This window comes from Erysipelatoclostridium sp. DFI.2.3 (assembly GCF_019132535.1).
GTDB lineage: Bacteria > Bacillota_I > Bacilli_A > Erysipelotrichales > Erysipelotrichaceae > Clostridium_AQ > Clostridium_AQ innocuum.
In genome coordinates, this window is record NZ_JAHOOJ010000004.1 from 215,045 (window position 1) to 238,949 (window position 23,905).

Annotated in this window: 23 protein-coding genes and 2 tRNA genes; 20 read left to right on the plus strand and 5 right to left on the minus strand. The window is 45.5% G+C overall.

Annotated elements, in window-relative coordinates; all coding sequences use genetic code 11:
* Positions 1-3 precede the first annotated feature (3 nt).
* Positions 4-729 (plus strand): NAD-dependent protein deacylase, encoded by a 726-nt coding sequence (locus KSZ58_RS06270; protein WP_008819421.1) that lies wholly within the window; start codon positions 4-6, stop codon positions 727-729.
* A gap of 209 nt (positions 730-938) precedes the next feature.
* On the opposite strand, the gene KSZ58_RS06275 is transcribed toward KSZ58_RS06270, so the two are convergent.
* The 3 genes from KSZ58_RS06275 to KSZ58_RS06285 all read right to left on the minus strand — a co-directional run bounded on the left by KSZ58_RS06275 (position 939) and on the right by KSZ58_RS06285 (position 3,138).
* Entirely contained in the window at positions 939-2,537 is a 1,599-nt protein-coding gene (locus KSZ58_RS06275; RefSeq protein ID WP_008819420.1) for an AarF/ABC1/UbiB kinase family protein, read from the minus strand.
* On the minus strand, positions 2,521-2,823 hold the full coding sequence (locus KSZ58_RS06280) for a phasin family protein (protein ID WP_008819419.1): 303 nt from the start codon (positions 2,821-2,823) through the stop codon (positions 2,521-2,523). The genes KSZ58_RS06275 and KSZ58_RS06280 overlap by 17 nt, the downstream gene beginning before the upstream one ends.
* Positions 2,824-3,062: 239 nt before the next feature.
* Positions 3,063-3,138, minus strand: a tRNA-His gene (locus KSZ58_RS06285).
* Between the two features lie 119 nt (positions 3,139-3,257).
* On the opposite strand from KSZ58_RS06285, the gene KSZ58_RS06290 reads away from it, so the two are divergent.
* Together KSZ58_RS06290 and KSZ58_RS06295 are read left to right on the plus strand one after the other, a co-directional pair.
* Positions 3,258-4,103, plus strand: coding sequence for a DegV family protein (locus KSZ58_RS06290; RefSeq protein ID WP_008819418.1), 846 nt, complete (start codon positions 3,258-3,260; stop codon positions 4,101-4,103).
* A gap of 45 nt (positions 4,104-4,148) precedes the next feature.
* Positions 4,149-4,895, plus strand: coding sequence for a hypothetical protein (locus KSZ58_RS06295; protein WP_008819417.1), 747 nt, complete (start codon positions 4,149-4,151; stop codon positions 4,893-4,895).
* 825 nt (positions 4,896-5,720) lie between these two features.
* Here the strand turns inward: KSZ58_RS06295 and KSZ58_RS06300 are convergent.
* Together KSZ58_RS06300 and KSZ58_RS06305 are read right to left on the minus strand one after the other, a co-directional pair.
* Positions 5,721-5,808 (minus strand) — tRNA-Ser (locus KSZ58_RS06300).
* A 458-nt stretch (positions 5,809-6,266) separates the two neighbouring features.
* Positions 6,267-6,860, minus strand: a complete 594-nt coding sequence (locus KSZ58_RS06305) for a hypothetical protein (protein WP_008819414.1) — start codon at positions 6,858-6,860, stop codon at positions 6,267-6,269.
* A 211-nt stretch (positions 6,861-7,071) separates the two neighbouring features.
* On the opposite strand from KSZ58_RS06305, the gene KSZ58_RS06310 reads away from it, so the two are divergent.
* The 17 genes from KSZ58_RS06310 (at position 7,072) to pyk (ending at position 23,770) form a co-directional block, all read left to right on the plus strand.
* Entirely contained in the window at positions 7,072-7,482 is a 411-nt protein-coding gene (locus KSZ58_RS06310) for an SPOR domain-containing protein (protein WP_002608636.1), read from the plus strand.
* Positions 7,479-8,168, plus strand: a complete 690-nt coding sequence (radC, locus tag KSZ58_RS06315; protein ID WP_002608637.1) for a DNA repair protein RadC — start codon at positions 7,479-7,481, stop codon at positions 8,166-8,168. Before KSZ58_RS06310 ends, radC begins: the two co-directional genes overlap by 4 nt.
* Positions 8,169-8,264: 96 nt before the next feature.
* Complete coding sequence (mreC, locus tag KSZ58_RS06320) at positions 8,265-9,101, plus strand: rod shape-determining protein MreC (RefSeq protein ID WP_008819413.1); 837 nt, start codon at positions 8,265-8,267, stop codon at positions 9,099-9,101.
* 2 nt (positions 9,102-9,103) lie between these two features.
* A complete protein-coding gene (locus KSZ58_RS06325) occupies positions 9,104-9,658 on the plus strand; it encodes a hypothetical protein (RefSeq protein ID WP_002608639.1) in 555 nt (184 codons plus the stop codon).
* Positions 9,631-10,197, plus strand: a complete 567-nt coding sequence (locus tag KSZ58_RS06330; RefSeq protein WP_002608640.1) for a hypothetical protein — start codon at positions 9,631-9,633, stop codon at positions 10,195-10,197. The genes KSZ58_RS06325 and KSZ58_RS06330 overlap by 28 nt, the downstream gene beginning before the upstream one ends.
* Entirely contained in the window at positions 10,182-10,958 is a 777-nt protein-coding gene (gene minD / locus KSZ58_RS06335) for a septum site-determining protein MinD (RefSeq protein WP_002608641.1), read from the plus strand. Before KSZ58_RS06330 ends, minD begins: the two co-directional genes overlap by 16 nt.
* 260 nt (positions 10,959-11,218) lie before the next feature.
* On the plus strand, positions 11,219-12,328 hold the full coding sequence (locus tag KSZ58_RS06340; RefSeq protein ID WP_002608642.1) for an AI-2E family transporter: 1,110 nt from the start codon (positions 11,219-11,221) through the stop codon (positions 12,326-12,328).
* A 307-nt stretch (positions 12,329-12,635) separates the two neighbouring features.
* Entirely contained in the window at positions 12,636-13,211 is a 576-nt protein-coding gene (locus KSZ58_RS06345) for a peptidoglycan DD-metalloendopeptidase family protein (protein WP_002608643.1), read from the plus strand.
* On the plus strand, positions 13,198-13,974 hold the full coding sequence (locus KSZ58_RS06350; protein WP_008819412.1) for a site-2 protease family protein: 777 nt from the start codon (positions 13,198-13,200) through the stop codon (positions 13,972-13,974). Before KSZ58_RS06345 ends, KSZ58_RS06350 begins: the two co-directional genes overlap by 14 nt.
* Positions 13,975-14,086: 112 nt before the next feature.
* A complete protein-coding gene (locus tag KSZ58_RS06355) occupies positions 14,087-15,043 on the plus strand; it encodes a metal ABC transporter solute-binding protein, Zn/Mn family (protein ID WP_217752638.1) in 957 nt (318 codons plus the stop codon).
* Between the two features lie 105 nt (positions 15,044-15,148).
* Positions 15,149-17,734, plus strand: a complete 2,586-nt coding sequence (polA, locus tag KSZ58_RS06360) for a DNA polymerase I (protein WP_217752639.1) — start codon at positions 15,149-15,151, stop codon at positions 17,732-17,734.
* An 8-nt stretch (positions 17,735-17,742) separates the two neighbouring features.
* On the plus strand, positions 17,743-18,573 hold the full coding sequence (gene mutM / locus KSZ58_RS06365) for a DNA-formamidopyrimidine glycosylase (protein ID WP_217752640.1): 831 nt from the start codon (positions 17,743-17,745) through the stop codon (positions 18,571-18,573).
* The gene (coaE, locus tag KSZ58_RS06370) at positions 18,570-19,163 is read left to right on the plus strand and encodes a dephospho-CoA kinase (RefSeq protein WP_008819409.1); all 594 of its coding nucleotides are present in this window, start codon (positions 18,570-18,572) and stop codon (positions 19,161-19,163) included. Before mutM ends, coaE begins: the two co-directional genes overlap by 4 nt.
* Before the next feature lie 4 nt (positions 19,164-19,167).
* Positions 19,168-20,364, plus strand: coding sequence for a DnaD domain protein (locus KSZ58_RS06375; RefSeq protein WP_008819408.1), 1,197 nt, complete (start codon positions 19,168-19,170; stop codon positions 20,362-20,364).
* The gene (gene zapE, locus KSZ58_RS06380) at positions 20,365-21,279 is read left to right on the plus strand and encodes an AFG1/ZapE family ATPase (RefSeq protein WP_002608650.1); all 915 of its coding nucleotides are present in this window, start codon (positions 20,365-20,367) and stop codon (positions 21,277-21,279) included. It abuts the gene before it with no gap.
* Between the two features lie 57 nt (positions 21,280-21,336).
* Positions 21,337-22,299, plus strand: a complete 963-nt coding sequence (gene pfkA, locus KSZ58_RS06385) for a 6-phosphofructokinase (RefSeq protein ID WP_002608651.1) — start codon at positions 21,337-21,339, stop codon at positions 22,297-22,299.
* A gap of 49 nt (positions 22,300-22,348) precedes the next feature.
* The gene (gene pyk, locus KSZ58_RS06390) at positions 22,349-23,770 is read left to right on the plus strand and encodes a pyruvate kinase (protein ID WP_002608652.1); all 1,422 of its coding nucleotides are present in this window, start codon (positions 22,349-22,351) and stop codon (positions 23,768-23,770) included.
* The last annotated feature ends 135 nt before the right edge of the window (positions 23,771-23,905 follow it).

Below are 23,905 nucleotides of genomic sequence, written 5' to 3' on the forward strand. Positions count from 1 at the left end.
CATATGTATGATGAACTAAAAAAAATACTGACACAGAGTGACAATATCGTTTTTTTCGGTGGTGCGGGTGTCAGTACGGAAAGTAATATTCCGGATTTTCGATCACAGAGCGGTATTTACAGTAAGAAGACCTATCCGTATCGTGCAGAAACGATGATCAGCAGTGAGTTCTTTCATGAACATCCCGAGCAGTTTTATGATTTTTATTTTCATGAAATGGTCTATGAGCGGGCACAGCCAAACGATGCGCATCTGGCGTTGGCAAAGCTGGAGGAAATGGGAAAATTAAAGGCAGTTATTACGCAGAATATTGATGGTCTGCATCAGAAGGCCGGCAGTCACAAGGTTTTGGAGCTTCATGGCAGCATACACCGCAATCGCTGCCAGCGTTGCCGTGCAGAGTATGATCTGCAGGAAATGCTGAAGCAGAAGAAGCAGGTGCCGCGGTGTCCGAGCTGTAACGGCATCCTGAAGCCGGAGGTTGTATTGTATGGAGAAAGTCTGGATATGCAGGTCATGGAGGAGGCGATCCTTTTCCTTTCACAGGCAGATGTGCTCATTGTCGGAGGAACCTCCCTTGTGGTGTATCCGGCAGCCGGGCTGCTTCAATATTTTCGGGGATCAAAGCTGATATTGATTAACAAAGAGGAGACTGCGATGGATCATAGAGCGGATCTGGTTATTCACGACGCTATTGGAAAGGTCATGAAAGAGGCAGTTTTGGTATAAAGTAAGGAAATCTGAAAAACAGCTTTGGCGATAAGCTGTCGCATACTATCAAAGTAAAGTCTGTCACAATTCCTGTGTTCTTTCTTACTTCGGGGTGCTTGCAAAAAAGAGAATTCGAATGCTATTGATAATATACAATAGTGTGGAATTCTCTTTTTTTATGTATTCACGATTGTGTAAAATCCGATTCCTGTACAGCTTTTTTATGCTTACCGGCGTTTGTCCTTTAACACGGTATACAGCAGCCACATGCCCAAAAATACGGCGGTCATATAGCCGATAAACCCAATGGCGGGTATACCGAGCACCTTGGGCGTCATATCGGTTGTACAGATCAGGGAGCTTGCCATGAGCAGACCGCAGGATACGATTCCGACAACCAGCTTATTGACCATGTGATTGATGGTTTTTAAGGGTACGCTGGAATCCATGATTTCCAGATTCAGCTTGATGCGTCCCTTGGTGATCATCCGCATGAGCTCACTGAACTGGATAGGAATATCGAGTGTGCGCTTTCCGGCCTCATAGAGCTTTCTTCCCGCATTTACCGCTTCCTTTTTGGCATCCAGTTTTTTGAATATATGCTCGCTGACATGGGCTGCCGCTATCTGAATGATATTCGTCTTCGGATCCAGCAGCGTCATGGTGCTTTCCATGGTTACGAGTCCTCTTGCCAGCATGCTGATGCCTTTCGGCATGGATATACGGTGCTTGTGTGCAATGGTAAAGACCTCCTGAATCGCATCCCCCAGATTGATCTCATTCAGGTCCATATGGATATATTTCTTCATGAAGATTTCCATATCGTCATAAAACAGCGTGTAATCAATCCGGCCGTCGTGAACTCCCAGCGTCAGGATGACATCGACCATCAGCTCGGTATCATTGCTTCCAATGGCCTGTACTGCCTTTTTCATAAGGTCCTTGTCGCTGCGCTGCAAGGTTCCCATCATGCCAAAATCAATCCAGATGATCTTTCCATCCCGTATGCGAAGATTTCCAGGATGCGGGTCAGCGTGGAAAAAGCCGTCGTCCACGATCTGCTTGATGTAGTTCTCTGCCAGCTTGGAGGCAATTTCCCGAAGGTCATAGCCGCCTTCCTCCAGTGTTTTGCGATCGTCAATGACAATGCCGTCAATGTATTCCATGACCAGCACCCGGCTGGTCGTGTAGGCCTGCTCAATCAGCGGCGCACCGATATAGGTGATAGACTGATGATTCCGGGCAAATTCCATGGCAAAGCGCGCCTCATTCAGAAAATCCATTTCCTGCTTTGCGGTAAACCAGAATTCATCCATCACGATATTGATATCGATGACGCTCCCCAGCACCTCACTCAGACGCAGCAGCTTTCCAGCTCTACGAATCAAGGAAATATCCCGTTCCATCATCTCATAGATGTAAGGACGCTGCACCTTGACAACGATTTCTCTTCCATCGAGCAAAGAGGCCTTATGCACCTGCGCAATGGAAGCGGAACCCAGCGGTATACGCTCAAAGCTGGAGAATACCTCCTGCATGGGACAGCCGTATTCTTCCTCTATGACGCGCTGTACATCTGCAAAGGGCAAAGGTGCGACATTATCCCGCAGCTTGACAAGCTCCTTGCAATAGCGTTCACTGAACATATCCTGCCGGCTTGCCATGATCTGTCCGATTTTAACGAAGGTAGGACCCAGATCTTCCAGAATTTCCCGAAACTTAACCGGATCAACTCCCTTTGTGATATGATGCTTTTTCAGAATTCCCAGAATCTGAGCAAGCCGGCGTTTACTGCTCAGCGTTTTCGCTTCATTCGGATTGCTCATTCTCCATGCCTTTTTCGAGTTCTTCAATATGGGCCTTCAGCATTGCAAGGTCGTCCCTGCTGATCTTTTCCAAATCCTTGCGGATGCTTTCCGTATCAGCCGGAGTTCTCAGCTTTTCCCGAAGGTCATGCTTCAGCTCCTCGTTCAGAATTTTACCCTGTTCAACTGTTAATTCACCTTTTTTCACAAGAGCATCAATTACGTCCTTTGATTTTTCTGCTGTAGTGGCAACGGCACCAATGCCTGCCAGCATGATTTTCTTAATATCCTCACTGATGGTATTCATAAAAAATGCCTCCTTTTATTTACATTTATTGTAACACGTTTTCTGTAAAAGTATGAATCTTTTCTGTGAAAAGAATTTCTACGTATGTGCTGCCTGCGATACACGCTTGTGGATGGATTAACAGCTATTTGCGAATCCGGCACTTATCTTCACATAGTCTGCCTGTGTCTTCATTATCGTGGGGTAATCAACTGTCTATATAAAAAAAAGAAGTCAATTGACTTCCTGATTGTTTTCTATGGGGCGACTGATGGGAATCGAACCCACGAATGACGGAGCCACAATCCGTTGTGTTAACCACTTCACCACAATCGCCATAGCGTTCCTGACGTTTTATCAGGCGAGTTATATTATAGCCTATTCATTATGTTTTGTAAATACTTTTATTGAATTTTTTTGTAGAAATGTTATAATGCCTTTTAAGGAGTGATTCCATGAAAAAAATAGCGTTGATGTGTGATTCCAGCGCAGATATTACCAAAGAAGAGGCTGAAAAGCTTGGGATACATGTTTTACGGATGCCCATTACCATAAATGGAAAAGAATTTATCGAGGAAGAAACAATTTCCGATCAGGATATTATCGAGGCACTTGGTCAGAATAAGAGTGTTAAAACGGCACAGCCGATCATCGGTACGATGACACGTATGTGGGATGAACTGCTGGAAAGCTACGATGAAGTATTTTACATACCGCTGACAAAGGCTTTATCCGGCACCTGCCGTGTTGCGATGGGGATAGCGGAACAATCACCGTATCAAAATCGCGTGTTTGTTTTGAATTCTGATTTCGTGTGTTATCCGGTTGTTCATATGCTGTTAACCGCTCGCGATATGTTTGAAAAAGGATATACGTGTGTACAGGCAAAGGAAAAGATTGAGCAGGAGGGTGAGCTGTTTGCTATTCTGATTCCGGAAACTCTGACCGCATTAAAAAACGGCGGACGCATTTCGCCTGCTGCCGCAGCGCTGGCAGGATTATTGAAGATACAGCCATTGCTGAAGGTGGAGCATGGGGCGATTGATCTGGTTGACAAGGTGCGAACCCTGAAAAAAGCTTACAAGGAGGGAATCGAGGTTGTTTTAAAGGATATCGATCCAAAGGAATATGACTGGATGATCATTGATGCCTATAATCGAAAGGTCAGTGATGAACTGAAGGCAGCATTGGAGGAGGCGTGCGGACAACCGGTTGAACAGCGGATTTTCAAGTCTGTCATCATGTCACATACCGGACCGGGAACCATCGGCTTTGGAAGAATTAAGAAAATTCGTTATTAGAACTCAGGCGGACTGAGTTTTTTCATAAAAACCAGGAGGGAATGTATGGATGGACATATTACATTAAAGGGGAATTATCACAAGGATGTGCTGGATGCTTTTGTGGAGCAGGCGCAGAAAACAAAGCTGTCACAGCTGGTGATTCTGGAGCCTTCCAGTATGTTTCTTGAGTGCGCTTCCTTATATAAAGAGGTTAGGGCGACATATCCCTGCCAGCAGGAATGGTATCAGGCGCAGAATATCTGTTCCATTATGGACTATCATGCGTTCATAGATGCGATGCGCAGGGAATCGTTTCCAATCCCTGTGAAATTTGGTATCTGTGCCGATTATTTTACACAGCATGAAATACTTTTATCTCAGATGAAGGCGGCCTATTCCTATGATTGCTTTGTGGGATGTATTCGCTTTATTGACAATATTGCATATTCCTGGGACCCGCAGTCAAAGGAGATGCTCTGGGATAAATACAATGCGGCATTTTTATACCGGCGCTATTATGAAATGATGTATGCATTGATCACCTCCCGTTTGTTTGACGGAGTGAGCGGCTTTGATAATATTCATCATATGCAGATGAAGCCGGGATATTCCCTGCAGCATACCTATAACAAGCTGGCGATGCTGCTTGCCCTGCAGCATATGTATGTGGAGGATGATGCAAGGGATGTGCTCAGTGTGCGGGGAAGCAGCGGAAGACTGAGTGAGGCATTTCGTGAAATATGCATGGCAAAGCATATACGTATCGTCCCCTGCAGCTATGCGGAAAGACCGGAGGAAATGTGTTACTGATCTTTTTGATACCGGCAGCTCATGCTGCTGTTTAATAGGGCTGCTATGCATTTGATTCAGGTGAACAATTTAGAAAAGTATGATACTGCTTATGCAGGGGATCCGTTTGCTTTCCTCTTTTCAAGCATGCAATTCACATTCAAGAAAGAGTTCCTGATGTCGATTATCAAGCTGAAATTCATTTTGTATATAGATCAAGGAAACCATAAACCGAACTCACAGCGCCAGGGCACACAGGAAATAGAAGATCAGGTCTAAGTTTGAAAATCGTTTACGGGTATTGGAAAGTGATATAATTTAAAAAATTATTATAACAATTCAGATGATGCAAAATAGGATCATTCAGTTTGTGAATGGAATAAATTTTCAAAAGATTTTGCCAGGATCAAAGAAATGCTCGATTCACGACAAATGGAAGGCTGCTACTATTCTCTGGAACGTTGTTAATGAGTCATCATCACCTAACATTCATTCCTATGATTTCGTTTCGTCATACAATATAAGGATGTAGTATACAAAATTAAGAAATTATATTAGGTTATCAGCGATTCGTCATCAGATAGTAATCGCTTTTTTTTCGGAAAGGAGTGTTACATGACACTTCTTAATTATCGAAAAAGCGTAGCAGTGCTTTTGCCTGATACCTTGTTTATAGTTACTGTGTCGGTTATTCATTTTTTTGTATGCTGTGCGGAACATAAATTCGATATGATTATCTTGTTTTCTGATAACAGCATGCCTGTGTTTTGCATAAGTATCTTTTACCCTGATTTTCAGTCAGCGTGAGCATAAAAAAAACGTCCCGTATGGGACGTATATTATCAATGGCGGAGAGCATGAGATTCGAACTCACGGTAGCTTTCACTACGCCACCTTTCCAAGATGGTGCCTTAAACCGCTCGGCCAACTCTCCAAGGTTACCTCTATTATTTTACTTATTTTCAAAGAAATGTCAACAATAAATTGTATAATTTCCTATTTTTTTGTTTATTCAAAGCTGCTGTTCGCCCGTTTTATTATAAGTATAGCTTTGATAAGGAAAAAAATACCGTCTGGCAGTAATCTCATACATAAAGGAGTATCCTCTATCGTATCCCTGAGCGATGCGTGATGACTGTTCAAACAGGGAGAAGTGATGTTCTTAAGTATACGGTATTGTGATTCCTGCTCTGCTGCTTAATACTACCTCCATTTTGTACTATGTATGCATTCGAAATCTACATACTGATAGAGAATCTATACAGCGGTATGCAGATTCCTTCATATTTGTTAATCTGCATATTAGCGCTTATCGTTTGTGCGAATGGCTTTGGCAACCCGGAAGAGGTCTGCTTCAAATAAAAAACAGAAGCTTTTCAGGGCTTCTGTCCGTTACTGCTCCTGCAGCAGATTGAGATTTGCACTCAACAGCTTTTCCAGCTGCGCATTATCACTGCTCACCATCCAGACATCCTCTGATTTCTTCAGCTGTATCTGAACATCCGTAGTTTTCATGACATCTGTTTTCTGCAGACTTTTAAAGAGAACAGTTGCGATGGCTGCTTCGGTTTCCGCATCGCTGACATCCTTTTTGCTAAGCTCCTGTACCTTCTTCTCTGCCTGCTCCATACCGGATTTCAGAGTTTTTGAGAAATCGTACTGCTTGATTTTCACTGTGACAGTTGCCTGATTGTCCTGGATGGTTTCCTTGCCTTCCTTATGCTCAAAATACATCATTTTCTCATATGTCTGCTTCTGCAGCTTTTTGTCAACAGAATCCATATAATCACTGTCATCGACTGAAAATGCTTTTATATTGAAATCCTTCCAGTCACTGGAAGCTTTTACCGCATCACTGTCCTGATTTTGAATGCCGTTTAAAAAGGCTGCCGTCGTTTCCGCAGGGGACCGTGGTGTTTCTTTTTTTGTACAGCCGGATACAGTACAAAGACACATCAGTGCAAGCAGTGCAATCCATTTTTTCATATCGGTACCTCCATATGCGTAATTGTACCACAGCTTTCTGCTTTTTTGATATCTGTGATTGGAAATAATAGAAAGATTTACATGAATTAGCGGATTTTTTAGGAGTTTCCCGATTTTAAATCGTATAGATATAGTGTAAGGAGGTGTTTTATCCTTTCCTGTCGAATGAGGTATGTGTCAAATGCGGGATGCATATGGTTAGGGTGAGGTGATGCATGTGGAAAATAAACGGCTGATTATGCTGTTCGGTATTCTGTTTTCCGTGGTATTCTGTCTGATGTATTATGTGCTGTTTTCCTTTACGCTGGGAAAAGCGAATGATGATAAGCGAACGCTGTATATGAATCAGGTGGGATTATATGAAAAGGCACAGAGTGTGCAGGATATGCAGGAAAAGCTGGAAAAGGAAGGTCTGAAAAGCTATACGATGAAGCAGGATAAGCTGACGGCTGTCGTCTGCGGTGTAAGCAGTGATGAAAAGGAAAGTCAGCAGGTTCAGCAGAAGCTGAAAGCGTTGAAATACAGCTACATTCCGAAAGATGTTACCGTAGAGAATTCCGATGTGGTCAAACTAATTGATGAGCAGGCATATGACAAGGCACTGGAAAGGATTGGAAAATGAAAGTAAAGGAATTAAACAAGGAGGAGCGTCCAAGAGAAAAGGCGCTGCAGCACGGAATAGCGGCGCTTTCCAATCGGGAGCTGCTGGCTCTGGTATTACGCAGCGGCACGCGTTCCATGTCCGCACTGGAGCTGGCAGATGAGGTGCTGAGGCACTGGAGCTCCATGGGGGATTTGGGAAAGGCGAATATGCAGGAGCTGATGGGACTGTCGGGAATCAAGGAGGCGAAAGCCATTTCTCTTCTGGCGGCATTTGAGCTGGGACGCAGAATCGCCTTTGATGAGGTGCTGCATGCACCGGGCATCCATCATCCGCAGGATATTCTGGAATGGGTCAATCAGCAGATCGGCTTTGAACAGCAGGAGCATTTTCTCGTATTGTTCCTCAATCAGAAAAATCAGCTGATCAGCAGCCGCGTGATGTTTGTCGGCACCCTGACCAATGCGAGTGTGCATCCCAGGGAAATCTTTCGGGAAGCGATGCAGCTTGGCTGTGCGAAAATCCTATGTGTCCACAACCATCCGTCCGGTGATCCGCAGCCATCCTCGGCGGATATCTCTTTGACCAGAAGTATTGAGGAGTGCGGCGTCATGACGGCGATTCCACTGATGGATCATATTATTGTCAGCCGCAATACATATTTCAGCTTCGCACAGAAGGGACTGCTGCAGCCGGGACTTTCCTAAAGTTTTCTTAAGATTTTGACAAAAACCAGATTGTCATTGAACTATTTTTCTTTCCCCTATATAATATATGGGAAACATGAAGAAATAGGTGAGAGCATGTCAAAATTGAATCGTTTTCAAAAAATAATCTTAGGCGTTATCGCGTTCTTTGTGATGATAGGTATCCTTTTAAGGAGTATGAGCGGCTCTGTAACAAGCAATATCGGCTATGATGTAGTCACGATGCTGAAATATGCACTGATTGATTATCCGACAGAAACCGTAAAAAATCTGTTCAGTGATTTTGCAAACCTATGGAGCGTGAATGAGGAAAATGACCGGCTGCGCTATGAGCTGAGCAAAAATCCTTCCTACAAGGCAAAGTATGTCAATGAGAAACAAAAAAATGCAGAGCTTGAGGAAGCATTGGGCATCAAAACGAGTGATGATACATATAAACGGACATGGGCGAAGGTTATTCTGCGTGATCAGGCTACCTGGAACAATGAGATTACCATTGATAAGGGCAGCAAGGAAGGCATTAAGGCCGGTATGGCAGTAGAAAGTACGAATGGCATGGTTGGAAAGATCAAGAGTGTTTCCGCTCATACCAGCGTTGTCAAGCTGCTGACCAGTGAAGATAAGCTGAATTCAGCATCCATTAAGATTCTGCTGGATGAAAAGAAAAGCTCTCTGGGTGTTTTGCAGAGCTATGATGTCAAGCGCGGCTGCTATATCGTTTTGCTGTTTGATGACAGCAGTGAAATCAAAAAGGGAATGCAGGTCGTCACAAGCGGCAAGGGCGGCGGCTATCCAAGCGGACTGCTGATCGGCACCGTGGACAGTGTGCAGGCGCTCTCCAATCAGACCGGACAGACCATCTATGTTCGGCCAATTGATGATTTTCAGACGTTCTCAATTGTTAGTGTCATCGTTGAAAAGGGAGATGAGTAGGCATGGCGCATATCGTCTTTGTCATCATCTGCTTTCTGATCGATGAAATACTTACCGTGATTTTTCCCAACAGCTATCTGATTAACGATCTGCTGTTCATACCGAATCTTGGCTTCTGTGCCATGGTGCTGACAATTCGTAAATTCAGTTTTCTGGATTCCTGCCTGTTCGCTTTTGGCTGCGGTATGATTTACGATTTCTGTTTTGCGAACACGTTTCTGCTCTATGCGATTATTTATACCGTCATAGCGTGTCTGCTGCAGCTGTGGAGCAAGCATATGACGGAGACGCTGATTGAATCGCTGGTTCTCTGTATTGTGACAATTTTCGTCAAGGATCTTCTGATATACTGCTATATGAACTTTCAAAGAATTACCAGTATGTCGCTGATGCTGTGGGCGGAGCGTTATGAGCTAATGACCTTGCTCGCTAATGCGATTCTTGTCATGGTTATTGTATTCCTCATTCGTATCAAGGACGACTATCTGGAAATGAAAGCACTCCGTATACGAAAAGGGGAGAAGGTCGAATGGTTCAGATTAAAATCAAAGGAATAAACGATACCTATCACATTTATGCGCAGTATGATGATGCATCTGCGTTTTTCCAGCAGCTGAAGGAAAGACTCAAATTCTGTCAGAATAAGAACGGACAGTATTTTGAGGCTTTTTTTCATATCGAAGGCTTGAAGCCGCAGCATCTGCAGGAGCTGTTTCAGCTTTGTGCAGATTGTCACACCCTGATTGCCGGCATCAATGAGCTGCCGCAGGAAAAGTCAAGGCGCATTCTGGAACAGGAGCTGCGGGGTGGAGAGCACTACCGCTTTCATGAGCCGCTGCTTTTGCTGGGCAATATCCGTAAGCAGGCCTTCGTGACAAGCAGTGAATCGCTGTATGTACTGGGCAGTGTGCAGGGCAGTGTGGATTTACTGCATGAGGATTGCGTGCTGGCGGCTTCGCATATCGATGGAAATGTGCGGATATGTGATACTCATTTCCAAAATATGACATCCTTTGCGCCCTGCAAAGTCTATTATGAGAACAGACATTTGGAAATGAAGGAATATAAGGAGGAGAGAATGTGGGAGAGGCAATAGCAATTACTTCCGGAAAAGGCGGCGTTGGAAAAAGCAGCGTCTGTATCAATATGGGCATGGTCCTGGCGCAGAAGGGCTACAGGGTTTGTCTGATCGATGTGGATTTGGGCTTGAAAAACCTGGATGTTATGCTGGGGTTGGAAAACCGTGTAATCTATGATTTAAAGGATGTGATGGAGGGGCGCTGTACCCTGGCAAATGCGATGATTCGTGATAAGCGTCAGGATAATCTGTACCTGCTTCCGGCATGCAAAACGATACATATACAGTATTTCCACGGTGAGGATTTAAAAATCGTCGTAGAGGAGCTGAAAAACCAGTTTGATTACATACTGCTGGATACACCGGCAGGAATCGAAAGCGGCTTTATACATTCGATTGCCTGTGTGAGCAGAGCAATTGTCGTAACGACACTTGATGTGACGGCATTGCAGGATGCAGACCGTATCATCGGTATTCTGATGAAGGAGGGAATGGAGCATATTTCCTTTATCGTCAACCGCATGAACGTACATCATATGGATCGGGGTATCAGCGTTTCGCTGGAGGAGGCGAAGCAGTGGCTGTCCATCGATTTTCTCGGCTACGTATTCGATGATGAGAATATGATGCGCTCCAACAATCATGGCAAGCCGATCGTATTGCAGCGGGAAACGCAGACCTACAGCTGCTTTGACAGCATTGTCCGCCGTATGCTGGGACAGCGCTGTCCGCTGCCGAAATATCGTGAAAGGAAATTTTTGCAGAAGCTGTTTGGATGAACGGTTGTCTGCTGAGGCTTATAGAGGCTTCTGACTTGCATTGCAAGGTGAGTCAGAAGCCTTATGCATTCTGCAAGGAATTCTGAAGCTGAGGATATCCGGTATACGCATCGCTGGATGGCAAAGCAGTTTCGGCAGAAACATCATCATATGTCACAATGCACGGCAGGCAATATCCCGTCAGAATTTGTTCAAGCTTGCTTCGCTGGTTTTTTTTCCTTCGGCATGGTAGAATAGAAAAGTGAAAGTATGGTGGTGTTATGTTAAAAAGATTTCTGAAAAAAATAGATCAGAGGTTTTCTATTTATACCCTGTGCAAGGTGATCTGCGTGTTACTGATTCTGTTCCTGCTGATTAAGACACAGGTTGTATGGGGAAGCTGGTACCGGATGCTGCGATCCATTCTGCAGCCGTTTATCATCGGCTTTGTCCTTGCATATGTGATGCATCCTCTTGTGGAATTTCTGGAAAAGAAGGGGATACCGAAGAATTTTTCCATCATTGCCATATGGGTGTGCGTACTGGTGTTTCTAATCGTGATGCTTGTTATGCTGATGCCGGTACTGTATGATAAAATCAATGAATTTATGACCAGCATGATTGACGGTGTTGTCTGGATTTCCAATAAGATCAAGACTCTCGGAAATATGAAGGATTTCTCACTGGTAAACAGCATCACCAATAATATTGTCAATATCCTGCAATCCTATGATGACTGGGTTCCGCAGCTGGTATCCAGTCTGCCGGGACTGATGAATACGGTTTTGAATGTCGTTACGAACGTTCTGTTCTCTATCATCATTGCAATCTATATGCTGTTTGACTTTGAGCGCATCAAGCGCGGTCTGCGGAAATTTGTTCACCTGTTTTTCAAAAACAGTGATATATATCTGCATGAAATCGATCAGAATGTCACTGTATATCTGAAATCCCTGATTATTCTGATGTTGATTAAATTTATTGAATACTCTGCCTTTTATTTTATGATCGGACATCAGGACTGGCTGATTATCGGCCTGCTGACATCGTTTGGTGTCATCATTCCCTACCTGGGTGGTACGATTGCCAACAGCATCGGTATTATCACAGCACTGACACTGCCGCCGAGTAACATCGTGGCTTTGATTATCGGTATCATGATCTTATCCAATGTGGATGCCTATGTCATCTCGCCTCTGGTTCATGAAAAGCGCAGTGCCATGGGGCCGCTGATTACCTTATTCGCTGTGTTCGCAGGGGGTGTCATCATGGGAGCTGTTGGGATCATGGTGAGTGTACCTGCAGCGATCGCCATTAAAACCGCTATCGAGGTTTATGAGCAGAAAACGGACCGCAGGCTGTACGATAATGCTGTGGAGCCGGACGTATAAAAAGTAAGCGGTGAAGTGCCTGCCGGCATTACAGAAATAAGGGTACGCAATATACATATAACCATAGACCTGTCAGTTGCACTGGCAGGCTTTTTTATCTTGTGGGAAAGATAGATTCGGGAAGGTGCGGCCAACGACATTTGCGGTTTATGCCTCTGTGTTCCTGATTTTCTGCCTGAATAATCTCAGCATTCCTCATACCAGTTCCATTTCGCTATACAGCACGTGCAAAAGCACAGACTGGAAAGCGGCTGCGGCACTTCTATTTCCAGCAGCGTGCGCATATAGTGTTAGCAGGAGGGATGATATGGACGATTTAAGAAGAGTTAGAAAACGAATCAGAGGCCGAAGATTTGACGGAGCAGGGGCGCAGGAACAGAAGCAGCGTCCGTTCATCCTGTTTCGTATGATCTATCATGCGGTCATGCTCATGATGTGCATCTGTGTTGTCGTACTGGCTCTGCTGCTCAATCAGAAGCTGAATCTGGTAAAAATGCCTGCCGTGATACAGCAGTTCCATCTGGAGGATCTGGGAAGCTGGCTGCCCTTTGAAAACTGGTTTTCACTGAAGGAGGAACCGGTTTCCACATCACCGGTGTATACACTGCTGAAGGACGATCATTATTCCAACGGTACCAATCAGGCACGCAGCGGATATGCCGGTGTCGTGCTTCATGTGCAGAAGCAGGCGGATAAAAAAAGCAGCGTCACCGTAAAGCAGGACAATGGTGCAGTGGTAACCTATGGAAATCTCAATGAGGTCAAGGTAAAGCAGGATGACCGCATTCTCAAGGAGGCTGTTCTGGGGACGGCTGACAGCTATGTAACCATCAACGCATTGAAGGATAATGAGAAAATCAAGGTGAGCGATGCATTTTCATAAGCTGCGGATACGGATATCTCTGCTTTGGCTGCCGTATCTGCTGATGCTGCCGTATCTGCCTGTAGCCCGTCTGATCGGATGGATCTTTATCATGCTTACCATTCATGAGATGGCACATATGTTATGTGCCATTCTCTTTCATTACCCGATTGAACGAATCAATATATACCCCTTCGGACTGGCGGCAACCATAACGCATATCGGTCACGGCTCTTTGGTGAAGGAAATTCTCATTATTTCCGCAGGTCCGCTGATGCATGTTCTGTTTCCATCCCTGTTTCAATTCTGTGTGGCAAAGGGGATCCTGTCACCGTCCTTTGCATCCTATCTGCATACGATCAATGCTTCCATTCTGCTGTTTAATCTGCTGCCGATCTATCCGCTGGACGGAGGACGGCTTATGCAGACTTTTTTTCACTGCTTTTTACGCTTTCGTACAGCGGAATATGCAACCCTTATTTGCTCCCTTATTTCCATCACAGCTGTTTTTTACTTTCATTTGCTGCAGGGAGTGAGTGCTGTCATCGTACTGATCTTTCTGATTCTGCAGATTTTCCTGTCCTGGCGCTCGCTTCCCCTGACACAGCTGCAGTTTTTTCATTATCGCAGGCTGCATCCGGTAGCTTATGATCCGATCCTGAATGAATCCTTCGATTTATACCGCGGTCGAAGGAATATCATAAAGTACGGCAGAGGCTGGATTGATGAGAAAGACTGGCTCAGGCAGCGCTTCGGCAGCGAGAAAAACAGTAGGCGTCCGTAAAGAAATGTGATATACTCAAAGGGTATGCGGTACCCTTATGGCAGGTGCTGTAAAGACTATTGTACCACAGGGGCATGTAATGGTATAATGGAACGCAAGGGAGGCAGGATCTATGAAGATAAAACTATTTCTTGTATCTGTTCTGGCGCTGTTTCTTGTCAGCGGCTGTGAAGAGAAAAATCCAAGCATTGCCACAACCGTATATCCTGTACAGTATCTGGTGGAAAGAATCGGCGGGGATGATGTAACCGTGAGCAATATAACAGAAAATACGATGATTCAGCGTGCGCAGATCAAATCCAGCTTTCAGGATATATTGAAGGACAGCGATGCCCTGTTTTATATCGGTGGTTTGGAGCCGTATATGGATTTGTATGTGGACGATATCCGGGATACCGGAGTGGATATGGTGGATCTTGCGACCAAGAGTGCAATTTATAAATTTGAACGCTATACCTCAACAACGATTGACGGCATTACGGCAGGAACGGAAGGCCCGTATTACGAAGGAGAGGAATTTGCCAATCTGGATACCTATGATGCAGACCCCATGCTTTGGATGGATCCGGTAGCGATGACCAGCATGGCGAGTGATATTCGTGACTATCTGGTACAGAAGTATCCGCAGTATAAGGACATTTTCGATGAGAACTACGATGCTCTGGAATTGGATCTGGCCCGGCTGGAGGCAGACTTTCAGGCTATCCCGGACGGTAAGATGAACATCAGCTTTGTTTCCATGACGCCATCCTTTGGAAACTGGCAGAAATCCTATGGCATTAAGGTATATCCGATAACCTTGTCCAAATACGGAGCACTTCCGACAAGCGATCAGCTGGCAGCTATGAAAAAGCGTATTAAAAGCGATCATGTGCGATATATAGCAATCGAACAGAATCTGAGTGAGGATATGGAGAAGCTGCAGCATCAGCTGATTGATGAGCTGGCACTGATACCTGTGAATTTGAACAATCTCTCCAGCATTTCAAGTGAAGATAAAAAGGCCAGCAAGGATTATCTGACAATTATGTACGATAACCTGAAAGCACTGGAATCGATAGCATCCTAAAGGTCATAACCGGACCTTTTTCTTTTGAGTTGGATAATTTATCAGGCATCCTTCTTCTAAGAAGCGAAAACTGTGGTAAAATAAGAACGTATGGAGGAACCCCCAATGAAAAAACTTTTACTGATTGATGGAAATTCCATGCTGTTTCGTGCATACTACGCGACAATATATGGAAGAATGATGAAAACGAGCAATGGTGTGCCGACCAATGCAGTATATGGCTTTATTACGATGATCAACAAGGCGCTGTCCATGGTGGAGCCGGATGCGGTGCTGGTCGCATGGGATGCAGGCAAGTCGACCTTTCGGCATGAGACGTATACCGAATATAAGGGAACCAGAAAAGAACTGGATCAGGAGCTGATCGTACAGTTTCCGATTGCCCGTGAATTTCTGGATGCCTATGGCATGAAGCGCTATGAATGCGAGGGTATTGAGGCGGATGATATCATCGGAAGTATGGCAAAGAAATATCCGGATGTGGAAATACATATCTTATCCAGTGACCGTGACCTGCTACAGCTGATTGATCCGACAACGGATGTCTATCTGATGAAAAAGGGTATCACGGAAATGGAAGTCATGGATGAGGCAAAGCTGAAGGAAAGCATGGGAATCGTACCCTCACAGATTATTGATCTGAAGGCACTGATGGGAGATACCGCGGATAACATACCGGGCGTGAAGGGCATCGGTGAAAAGACGGCACTCAAGCTTTTAAGTGAATATGAAACCGTGGATAATGTGTATGCACATATCGATGAAATCAAGGGCAAGCTGAAGGAAAAGCTGGAAACGGATAAGGAAAAGGCATTTTTATCCAAGTATCTAGCGACGATCAAGGTGGATGCCGAAATTCCGCTCCCCTTTGCGGATATGATGCTGAAGGAGCCGGGGGAAGAGCTGCACGATTTCTTTGTGAAATATGAAATGAAGAGCTTTGTAAAGGAAACCATGGATACCAGAGAGGTGAAAAAGGAAGGCAGCCGCACGATTGTGAAGCAGATTTCGCCTGATCTTTTACAGGATGGGGCACTGGTGTATGCCAATGTGGATAATGAAAGCTATTATGATGCACAGCTGTATGGCTTTGCCATCAGTCTGCAGGATCGCACCGAGTACATAGAGCTGTCAGACGCCTTGCAGGATACAGCATTTCTGGAATGGCTGAAAGAAGAAAACGGCAAGGCGGTATATGATGCGAAAAACTTCTATCACGCCCTGCATAAAAACAACATTCCCTTTGCGGATGTTACATTCGATGTCATGATTGCGGCATTCCTGGTGGATGGAACGCTGTCAGATTACGATAAGCTGGCGGAGAAGTATCAGTTTGACCGCAGTCTGTTAAAGGATGATGTATTCGGTAAAAAGGGCAAGGGAAAGCTGGTGGACAGTGACGAGGCTGCCCGCTATGCCATGGCGCAGGCCGATTATTTACAGGATCTGGTTGCCAAACTGGATACAGCGTTACGGGAAATGGAAATGAAGGAGCTGTTTACTACCATTGAAATGCCGCTGACGCATGTGCTGTACGCGATGGAAAAGGAAGGGGTTGTTACCAGCCTTTCCACTCTGGATGAAATCGCAAAGGCGACCAGTGATAAAATCGATGCCCTGAGTGCAAAGATATACGAGATTGCCGGTATGGAATTCAATATCAATTCTCCGAAGCAGCTCGCCGGTATTCTGTATGATGAGCTTGGCTTAAAGGCAGGAAAGAAGCGCAGCACTGCAGCGGATGTACTGGAAAAGCTGGCATCTCAGCATCCGATGATTCCGCTTCTGCTGGAGCATCGCAAGTATCAGAAAATCTATTCCACCTATGCGGTTGGCTTAAGCAAACACGTTTTAAAGGATGGTAAGATTCATACGATTTTCAATCAGATTCAGACACAGACCGGCCGCTTGTCCTCCTCGGAACCAAACCTGCAGAATATTTCCGTGCGGGATGAGGAGGGAAAGGAGATTCGCAAGGCGTTTGTCGCCAGTGAGGGACATGTGCTGCTGTCTGCGGATTATTCCCAGATTGAGCTGCGTATGCTGGCACATATGGCGAATGAAGAGGTGATGATCGATGCCTTTAACCATGGCATTGATATTCATACAAAAACGGCGATGCAGATATTCGATGTGGAACACGATGCCGTGGATGCCAATATGCGCAGGAGTGCGAAAACGGTAAACTTCGGCATTGTTTACGGACAGAGCGATTTCGGATTGAGTGAGCAGTTGGGCATTACCCGCAAGGAGGCACATGCCTTTATTGATAAATATTTTGCATCCTATCCGAATATTAAAAGCTTTATGGATACGACGATAGCATTTTGCGAGGAGCATGGCTATGTGAAAACGCTGTTCAACCGCCGCCGCTATATCAAGGAAATCAGCGATAAGAATTATATGATGCGGGAATTCGGAAAGCGTGCGGCTATGAATGCACCGATTCAGGGAAGTGCTGCCGATTTGATCAAGCTTGCCATGATTCATATATATAAGAAAATGCAGGAGGAACAGGTGAAATCCCGTATGATTCTGCAGATTCACGATGAATTGATTTTTGATGTCTGGGAAGAGGAACTGGAACAGATGAGAACCATTGTCGAGGAGGGCATGCAGCATGCGATGAAGCTGCGTGTACCGCTGATTGCCGAGGCGAATATCGGCAGGACCTGGTATGATGCAAAGTAGGTGATGATATGCCGGAGCTTCCAGAGGTAGAAACAGTTGTCAGAACATTGGAGCATCAGCTGGATCATGTGATGATTACCGGCTGTGAGGTGTTCTGGAATAATATTATAGGCTATCCGGATGCAGCCACCTTCTGCAGGGATATCGTTGGAAAGACGATACAGGGATATTACCGCCATGGAAAGTATATGCGTTTTGACCTGGGGGATATGGAATGGATCTGCCATATGCGGATGGAGGGGAAGTTCTATGTGCAGCAGCCGCAGGAGCCTTATGATAAGCATGTTCATGTGATTCTGCAGCTAAGTGACGGACGGCAGCTGCGCTATCACGATACAAGGAAATTCGGCAAGATGTATCTGTATGAGAAGCGTGCGGATGTTTCCTCCTATCCGTGCTTTAAAAATATCGGATATGATGCCTTTGATGAACGTATTACGGCAGAGTGGATGTACCACACGCTGCATAAGAAAAAGACCGCGCTGAAGGCTGTGCTGCTGGATCAGCGCTATATCGCCGGTATTGGTAATATTTATGCGGACGAAATCTGCTTTGCCATGCATATGCATCCGGAAACGATGATCAATCATTTGCGGAAAAAGGACTTTGAGGAGCTGATCTATCATATCCGTCGAATTCTAAACGGTGCAATACGTGCCGGAGGAACGACGATTCGCTCATATACCTCCCAGCTTGGTGTGGATGGCCGCTTTCAGCTGAAGCTGAAGGTACATGCAAAGAAAGGAGAGGCATGTCCGGTTTGCGGGACGACGATCAAAAAGATTGTCGTCGCAACACGGGGAACCTGTTTCTGTCCGACATGCCAGCGCAGAAGATGAGAACAATTGGACTGACCGGAGTTATGGGAGCCGGAAAATCGAGTGTGATTCGGATATTGCAGGAGGAGGGCATTACCGTGCTGGATTGTGATGCCGTGAATGCACAGCTGCTGCAAAAGCAGGAGGAAGGCTATACAGCGCTGATTCAGATGTTTGGAACCGATATTCTGAATGACGAGGGCAATATCATGCCCCAGCGGATGAGTGATCTGATCTTTTGTGATCCTGAGAAAAAAAGACAGGCAGAGGGGATTTTGCATCCACTGATAAAGAAACGTATTTTTGAAGAGCTTGCATTACATGCAAAGGAGGCTATTGTCGTTGTGGAGGTGCCGCTGCTCTTTGAGGTACACTGGGAGGATGCCTTTGATGAGGTCTGGGTAGTGGCCTGTGATGAGGAGCTGCTGTTATCCCGTCTGAAGCTGTATCGCCATATTTCCAAAGAGGAAGCGCTGCGCCGCTTACGGCATCAGCTGCCGCAGCAGGAAAAAATAAAGCGTGCAGATGTCGTTTTTTACAATAACAGCGATTCGGCAAGTCTGAAAAGACAGATTTGTGATATACTGAACATGAAGAGGCAGTTGAGGTGAGCGTGTGAACAGAAAAGAGGATAAATGCCGTATTGAGGTACAGGGCGAAATGACAGCGGAGCGCTATGCTTCCTTTACCATGCTGTATGTTCCCCTGATCGGCAGCGATGCAGCGGCACTGTATCATACGCTGGTCAGCATCGGTACGAGAAATCAGAAGATTCGCAATCATATTCTGATTCAGACTATCAGTAGGCTGAGCATGGAAGCCATGGAGAAAAGCCGGCATGTGCTGGAGCAGTATCTGTTGGTGAAAACCTTTTATGATGCTGCGAAAAACAGCTATCTGTATCAGGTGTTCATGCCCAAGGACGGCAATGAATTTCTCAGACATGAGGTGTTCGGACGTCTGTACCTGAAGGAAATGGGGAAGGATGTATATGAGTTCAACAAGCTGAGCTTCGCCAAGCCCTGTGAGGATAAGTCGGCGTATCAGGAAATCACCATTCCCTTTGTGAATATTCTGAAGGAGGACTGGCAGGATGTGCAGGAGGAGGATTTCCGCAAGCTGAAGCCGCAGCAGGATCTTCTGCATCACAACGATATCCCTTTAAGCTTCAATTATGATCGGTTTTTAACCGGTCTGCCGCAGATGGTATTTCCCTCCTCTGCCCGCAATGAGAAGAATCTGCGGATCATCGGGGAGCTAGCGACGATTCACGGCATCGATGAGATTACCATGCGCAAGCTGGTTTCCCAGAGCATGGATTTGAAAACCAATACGCTTAACGTGGAACAGCTGAAAAAAAAGGTGCGCAGCTGTAAGTCGGAATTTCATGCCGAGGAAAACAAAGATCCCTATCGTTTTCCACCGGTTCGCTTTCTGCAGAACCTGCAGCATGGCGTGGAGGTCAGCCGCAGCGACAAGTATCTGATTGAAGCGCTGATTTCCGATTTCAAAATGAAGCCGGAGGTTGTCAACGTATTGATTGAGTACGTGCTGAAAATGAAAAATCAGCAGTTTCCGAAGGCATACGTTGAAAAGGTGGCAAGCACCTGGGTGCGTCTGGAAATCGATACGAGTGAAAAAGCGCTGGCGCATATTCAAAGCGAGACGGAAGAAAAGGGAAGTCGCCGCAAGCCGGTTCAGAAAAAAGAGCTGCCGTCCTGGTATCACAATCAGGAGGAAATCAAGGTGGATGTGGAAGATTTTGATGAAGATGAGCTGCTGCAGAAGATGAAGAAACTGAGAGGTGAGTAAATGGAGAAATTATCATTTGCATTTACACTGAGCGAGGAACAGAAAAAAAAGAAAGAGGCGCTTGTTGCGCGGCTGATGAAAAACGACCATGTGCTTGCCTGGCTGAAACGCAATGGCTGCGACGAGGACTTTGTGTGGAAGCACAGTGGGAAATTTGCAGACTGGACAGCTGTGATGGATAAGTGTGAAGGCTGTCACGGATTAGATTTCTGCCGACAGCCGGAAAAGGGGACACGCGTCGATCTGTATCTGGATGGAATGCTGATGAATCAGATATCGCATTGTACATACTATAAGGAACAGCAGAAGCAGTATGCACATCGCTGCTTCTATAAGCAGATGGATATGCTGGAGGATTACCTGCTGGTGGATGTTACGTGCCTGAGCCTGCAACATGAGGCTGTTGAATATAAGACAGCAGTTGCGAAGGTTATTGACCTGTTAATGAATGAACATCCGCAAAAGGGTCTATACTTATGGGGAAAGCCCGGAGCCGGGAAAAGCTGGCTGGCGGCCGGCATGTGCAATTATTATGCCAAGCAGGAAAAACGTGTGGCGTTCGTCAATGTCCCCAAGCTGATTTCCGATTTGAAGCTTTTGTTTCACGAGCCGGATGCCATGGAGGCAAGGCTTCGCAGTATCCGCAACGCAGAGGTTGTCGTGTTTGATGATATCGGCGGTGAGAGTGTTACGGCCTGGAGCCGGGATGACATTCTGCTTCCGTTGATGGATGCCCGTATGGAAAAACGGCGCCTGACAATATTTACGAGCAATTATTCCATGGAGGAGCTGAAGCAGCGCCTGTGTGCGGCAGCAAGTAAAAGCAGTGAGCCGGTAGCGGCCGAGCGGCTGCTGGAACGCATCCGTGCCTTGTCTTGTGAAATATTTATAAAAGGCGAAACAAGACGAAAATAATGCTAGTAAAAATTGTAATATAATGGTATCATAGTAACCGTGAATGGAGGAATTTTTATGGTAAAACGTATTGGTGTTCTTACTTCCGGTGGAGATGCACCTGGAATGAATGCTGCAATTCGCGCCGTCACAAGGGTTGCACTCAACAGTGGAATCGAAGTCTTTGGTATTTACGATGGATACAAAGGAATGGTGGAAGGCTATATTGAGCCTTTGACAAAAGCCAGCGTCGGTGAAATCATCGACCGCGGCGGAACGATTCTAGGGTCTGCCCGACTTCCCGAATTTAAGGATATTGAAGTGCGTAATAAAGCAGTTCAGCAGTTAAAAAAACGTGGAATTGAGGCTATCGTAGTCATTGGTGGTGATGGTTCTTACCGTGGTGCACTGGCACTGACGGAGATGGGAATCAACTGTATCGGATTGCCGGGTACCATTGATAACGACATCACATGTACAGACTTTACGATAGGGTTTGATACAGCTCTGACGACAATCGTAGAGGCAGTCGATAAGCTGAGAGATACATCAAGCTCACACCATCGCTGTTCGATTGTGGAAGTTATGGGAAACCGCTGCGGGGACCTGGCGATCTGGTCAGGAATTGCATGCGGTGCTGAAATTGTCATTACATCCTCTACAGGCTTCGAGGAAGGTGAAGTGCTGGAGAGACTGCGTGATTTTGATTTAATCAAGAAAAAACGTCATGCAATTGTAGTCATTTCAGAAAAAATTACAGATGTTCACCAATTTGCCAAAAAGGTAAGTTTAAATACTGGATTTTCAGGTAGAGCCACGGTGCTTGGCCACGTTCAGCGTGGAGGATCACCGACACCGACAGATCGAGTATTGGCATCCCGTATGGGAGAAAAAGCGGTGGACCTGCTGATGCAGGGTGTAGGAGGCCAGTGTGTCAGCATTAAGGACAACCAGATTGTATCGGTACCGATAGAAGAGGCGTTGAATATGCCAAGAGAATCTCGCAAGAGATTGCAGAATTTATTCGACAGACTGGTATAGAAGGTTGCTTCTCGCAGTTTTTATTAGGTGATTAGGAAAGGAAATTAACATGTTAGCAAACAGAAAAACTAAGATTATTTGTACGATTGGCCCTGCTTCCGAAAGCAAGGAAATGATGACGAAGCTCGTCGAAAACGGAATGAACATCATCCGTTTAAATTTCTCCCACGGAGATTTTGAAGAACACGGGAACCGTATCAGGAATATCCGTGAGGTTGTTAAGGAAACAGGAAAAAATATCGCAATTCTGCTGGATACAAAGGGACCGGAGGTACGTCTGGGAGAATTTGAGAACGGCGTGGAAACGTATGAGAAGGGCGATATGGTTACCATCGTTCGTGAAAAAATATTAGGAACACACGAGAAATTTCACATTCAGTGTCCGGAAATCTTCGACGATGTTGAAGTTGGCGGAACCATTCTGATTGATGATGGGAAAATGCGTCTGACCATTCTGGAAAAGAGGGAAGGCGAACTGAAGTGCCGTATTGAGAACCCGGGACAGCTGAAAAGCAAGAAGGGTTGTAACCTGCCTGGTGTGAAGCTGAGTATGCCGTTCATCTCTCCGAAGGATGACGCAGATATCCGTTTCGGATGCCAGATGGGCGTGGATTATATCGCTGCATCCTTCACAAGAAGAAAAGAAGATATTCTGGCAATCCGTAAGATTTTAAGAGAAGAAGGAAAACCGGATATCCAAATCATTCCGAAGATTGAAAACCAGGAAGGCTTCGACAATCTGGAAGAAATTCTGGAGGTAGCGGATGGTGTCATGGTAGCTCGTGGTGACCTTGGTGTTGATGTTTCCTTTGAGCTGGTACCAATCTATCAGAAGAAAATCATCAAAACAGCAAATGCCATGGGAAAACCTGTTGTTACTGCTACGCATATGCTGGAGTCTATGCAGGGGAATCCAAGACCGACGCGTGCAGAGGCGAGTGATGTTGCCAACGCCGTGCTGGATGGAACAGATGCAATCATGCTGAGTGGGGAATCTGCTGCAGGTCTGTATCCAATCGAGGCTGTACAGACAATGGATCGTATTGCGAAGGCGATGGAGCCGACCATTCCGTTCAGAGACCGTTTGAAGGCAAGCATCAAGACGAGCCAGAGAACAAAGAATGATGCGATTGCTATTTCAGTAGCGGATACGGCTATGGCACTGGATGTTGCGGCTGTTATCGCGTTTACACAGAGTGGTACCACAGCAAGAAGAATTTCAAAATTCCGTCCGGAGGCACCGGTTATTGCTGTTACCTTCGACGAAAAAACACAGCGTTCTCTTGCTATGAACTGGGGAGTTACGACTGTTCTTTCCGAGGTCGCAAACAACCAGAACAACGAGTGTGAGCTTGCTAGAGCAATTGCGAAGGAAATGGGAATCAAGGTTGGTGAAACCATCATTATCGTTGCCGGATATCCGGTAGGAAATGGTGCTACCAACACAATGAAGATTATTGAAGTAAAATAAGAAGAATAGGCTATCCAAATTTTTTAGGGGTTTTCGCCAGAAATTTGGGGGTCAACTTTGGGGGAGAGAAAAAATAAAGGCTAAAAATTAAGACCCCTAAAGTTAAAATCAAGAGAATCAGTGAAAAAACATTCT

Bases quoted from the DNA above. Each gene is read 5' to 3' on its own strand.
- KSZ58_RS06270 (WP_008819421.1), top strand. From the start codon at position 4: ATGTATGATGAACTAAAAAAAATACTGACACAGAGTGACAATATCGTT.
- coaE (WP_008819409.1), top strand. From the start codon at position 18,570: ATGAGAACAATTGGACTGACCGGAGTTATGGGAGCCGGAAAATCGAGT.
- pfkA (WP_002608651.1), top strand. From the start codon at position 21,337: ATGGTAAAACGTATTGGTGTTCTTACTTCCGGTGGAGATGCACCTGGA.
- radC (WP_002608637.1), top strand. From the start codon at position 7,479: ATGAAAGTAAAGGAATTAAACAAGGAGGAGCGTCCAAGAGAAAAGGCG.
- KSZ58_RS06310 (WP_002608636.1), top strand. From the start codon at position 7,072: ATGCATGTGGAAAATAAACGGCTGATTATGCTGTTCGGTATTCTGTTT.
- polA (WP_217752639.1), top strand. From the start codon at position 15,149: ATGAAAAAACTTTTACTGATTGATGGAAATTCCATGCTGTTTCGTGCA.
- mutM (WP_217752640.1), top strand. From the start codon at position 17,743: ATGCCGGAGCTTCCAGAGGTAGAAACAGTTGTCAGAACATTGGAGCAT.
- pyk (WP_002608652.1), top strand. From the start codon at position 22,349: ATGTTAGCAAACAGAAAAACTAAGATTATTTGTACGATTGGCCCTGCT.
- KSZ58_RS06305 (WP_008819414.1), bottom strand. From the start codon at position 6,860: ATGAAAAAATGGATTGCACTGCTTGCACTGATGTGTCTTTGTACTGTA.
- KSZ58_RS06350 (WP_008819412.1), top strand. From the start codon at position 13,198: ATGCATTTTCATAAGCTGCGGATACGGATATCTCTGCTTTGGCTGCCG.
- KSZ58_RS06280 (WP_008819419.1), bottom strand. From the start codon at position 2,823: ATGAATACCATCAGTGAGGATATTAAGAAAATCATGCTGGCAGGCATT.
- KSZ58_RS06340 (WP_002608642.1), top strand. From the start codon at position 11,219: ATGTTAAAAAGATTTCTGAAAAAAATAGATCAGAGGTTTTCTATTTAT.
- KSZ58_RS06295 (WP_008819417.1), top strand. From the start codon at position 4,149: ATGGATGGACATATTACATTAAAGGGGAATTATCACAAGGATGTGCTG.
- KSZ58_RS06355 (WP_217752638.1), top strand. From the start codon at position 14,087: ATGAAGATAAAACTATTTCTTGTATCTGTTCTGGCGCTGTTTCTTGTC.
- KSZ58_RS06290 (WP_008819418.1), top strand. From the start codon at position 3,258: ATGAAAAAAATAGCGTTGATGTGTGATTCCAGCGCAGATATTACCAAA.
- zapE (WP_002608650.1), top strand. From the start codon at position 20,365: ATGGAGAAATTATCATTTGCATTTACACTGAGCGAGGAACAGAAAAAA.
- KSZ58_RS06345 (WP_002608643.1), top strand. From the start codon at position 12,636: ATGGACGATTTAAGAAGAGTTAGAAAACGAATCAGAGGCCGAAGATTT.
- KSZ58_RS06275 (WP_008819420.1), bottom strand. From the start codon at position 2,537: ATGAGCAATCCGAATGAAGCGAAAACGCTGAGCAGTAAACGCCGGCTT.
- KSZ58_RS06325 (WP_002608639.1), top strand. From the start codon at position 9,104: ATGGCGCATATCGTCTTTGTCATCATCTGCTTTCTGATCGATGAAATA.
- KSZ58_RS06330 (WP_002608640.1), top strand. From the start codon at position 9,631: ATGGTTCAGATTAAAATCAAAGGAATAAACGATACCTATCACATTTAT.
- mreC (WP_008819413.1), top strand. From the start codon at position 8,265: ATGTCAAAATTGAATCGTTTTCAAAAAATAATCTTAGGCGTTATCGCG.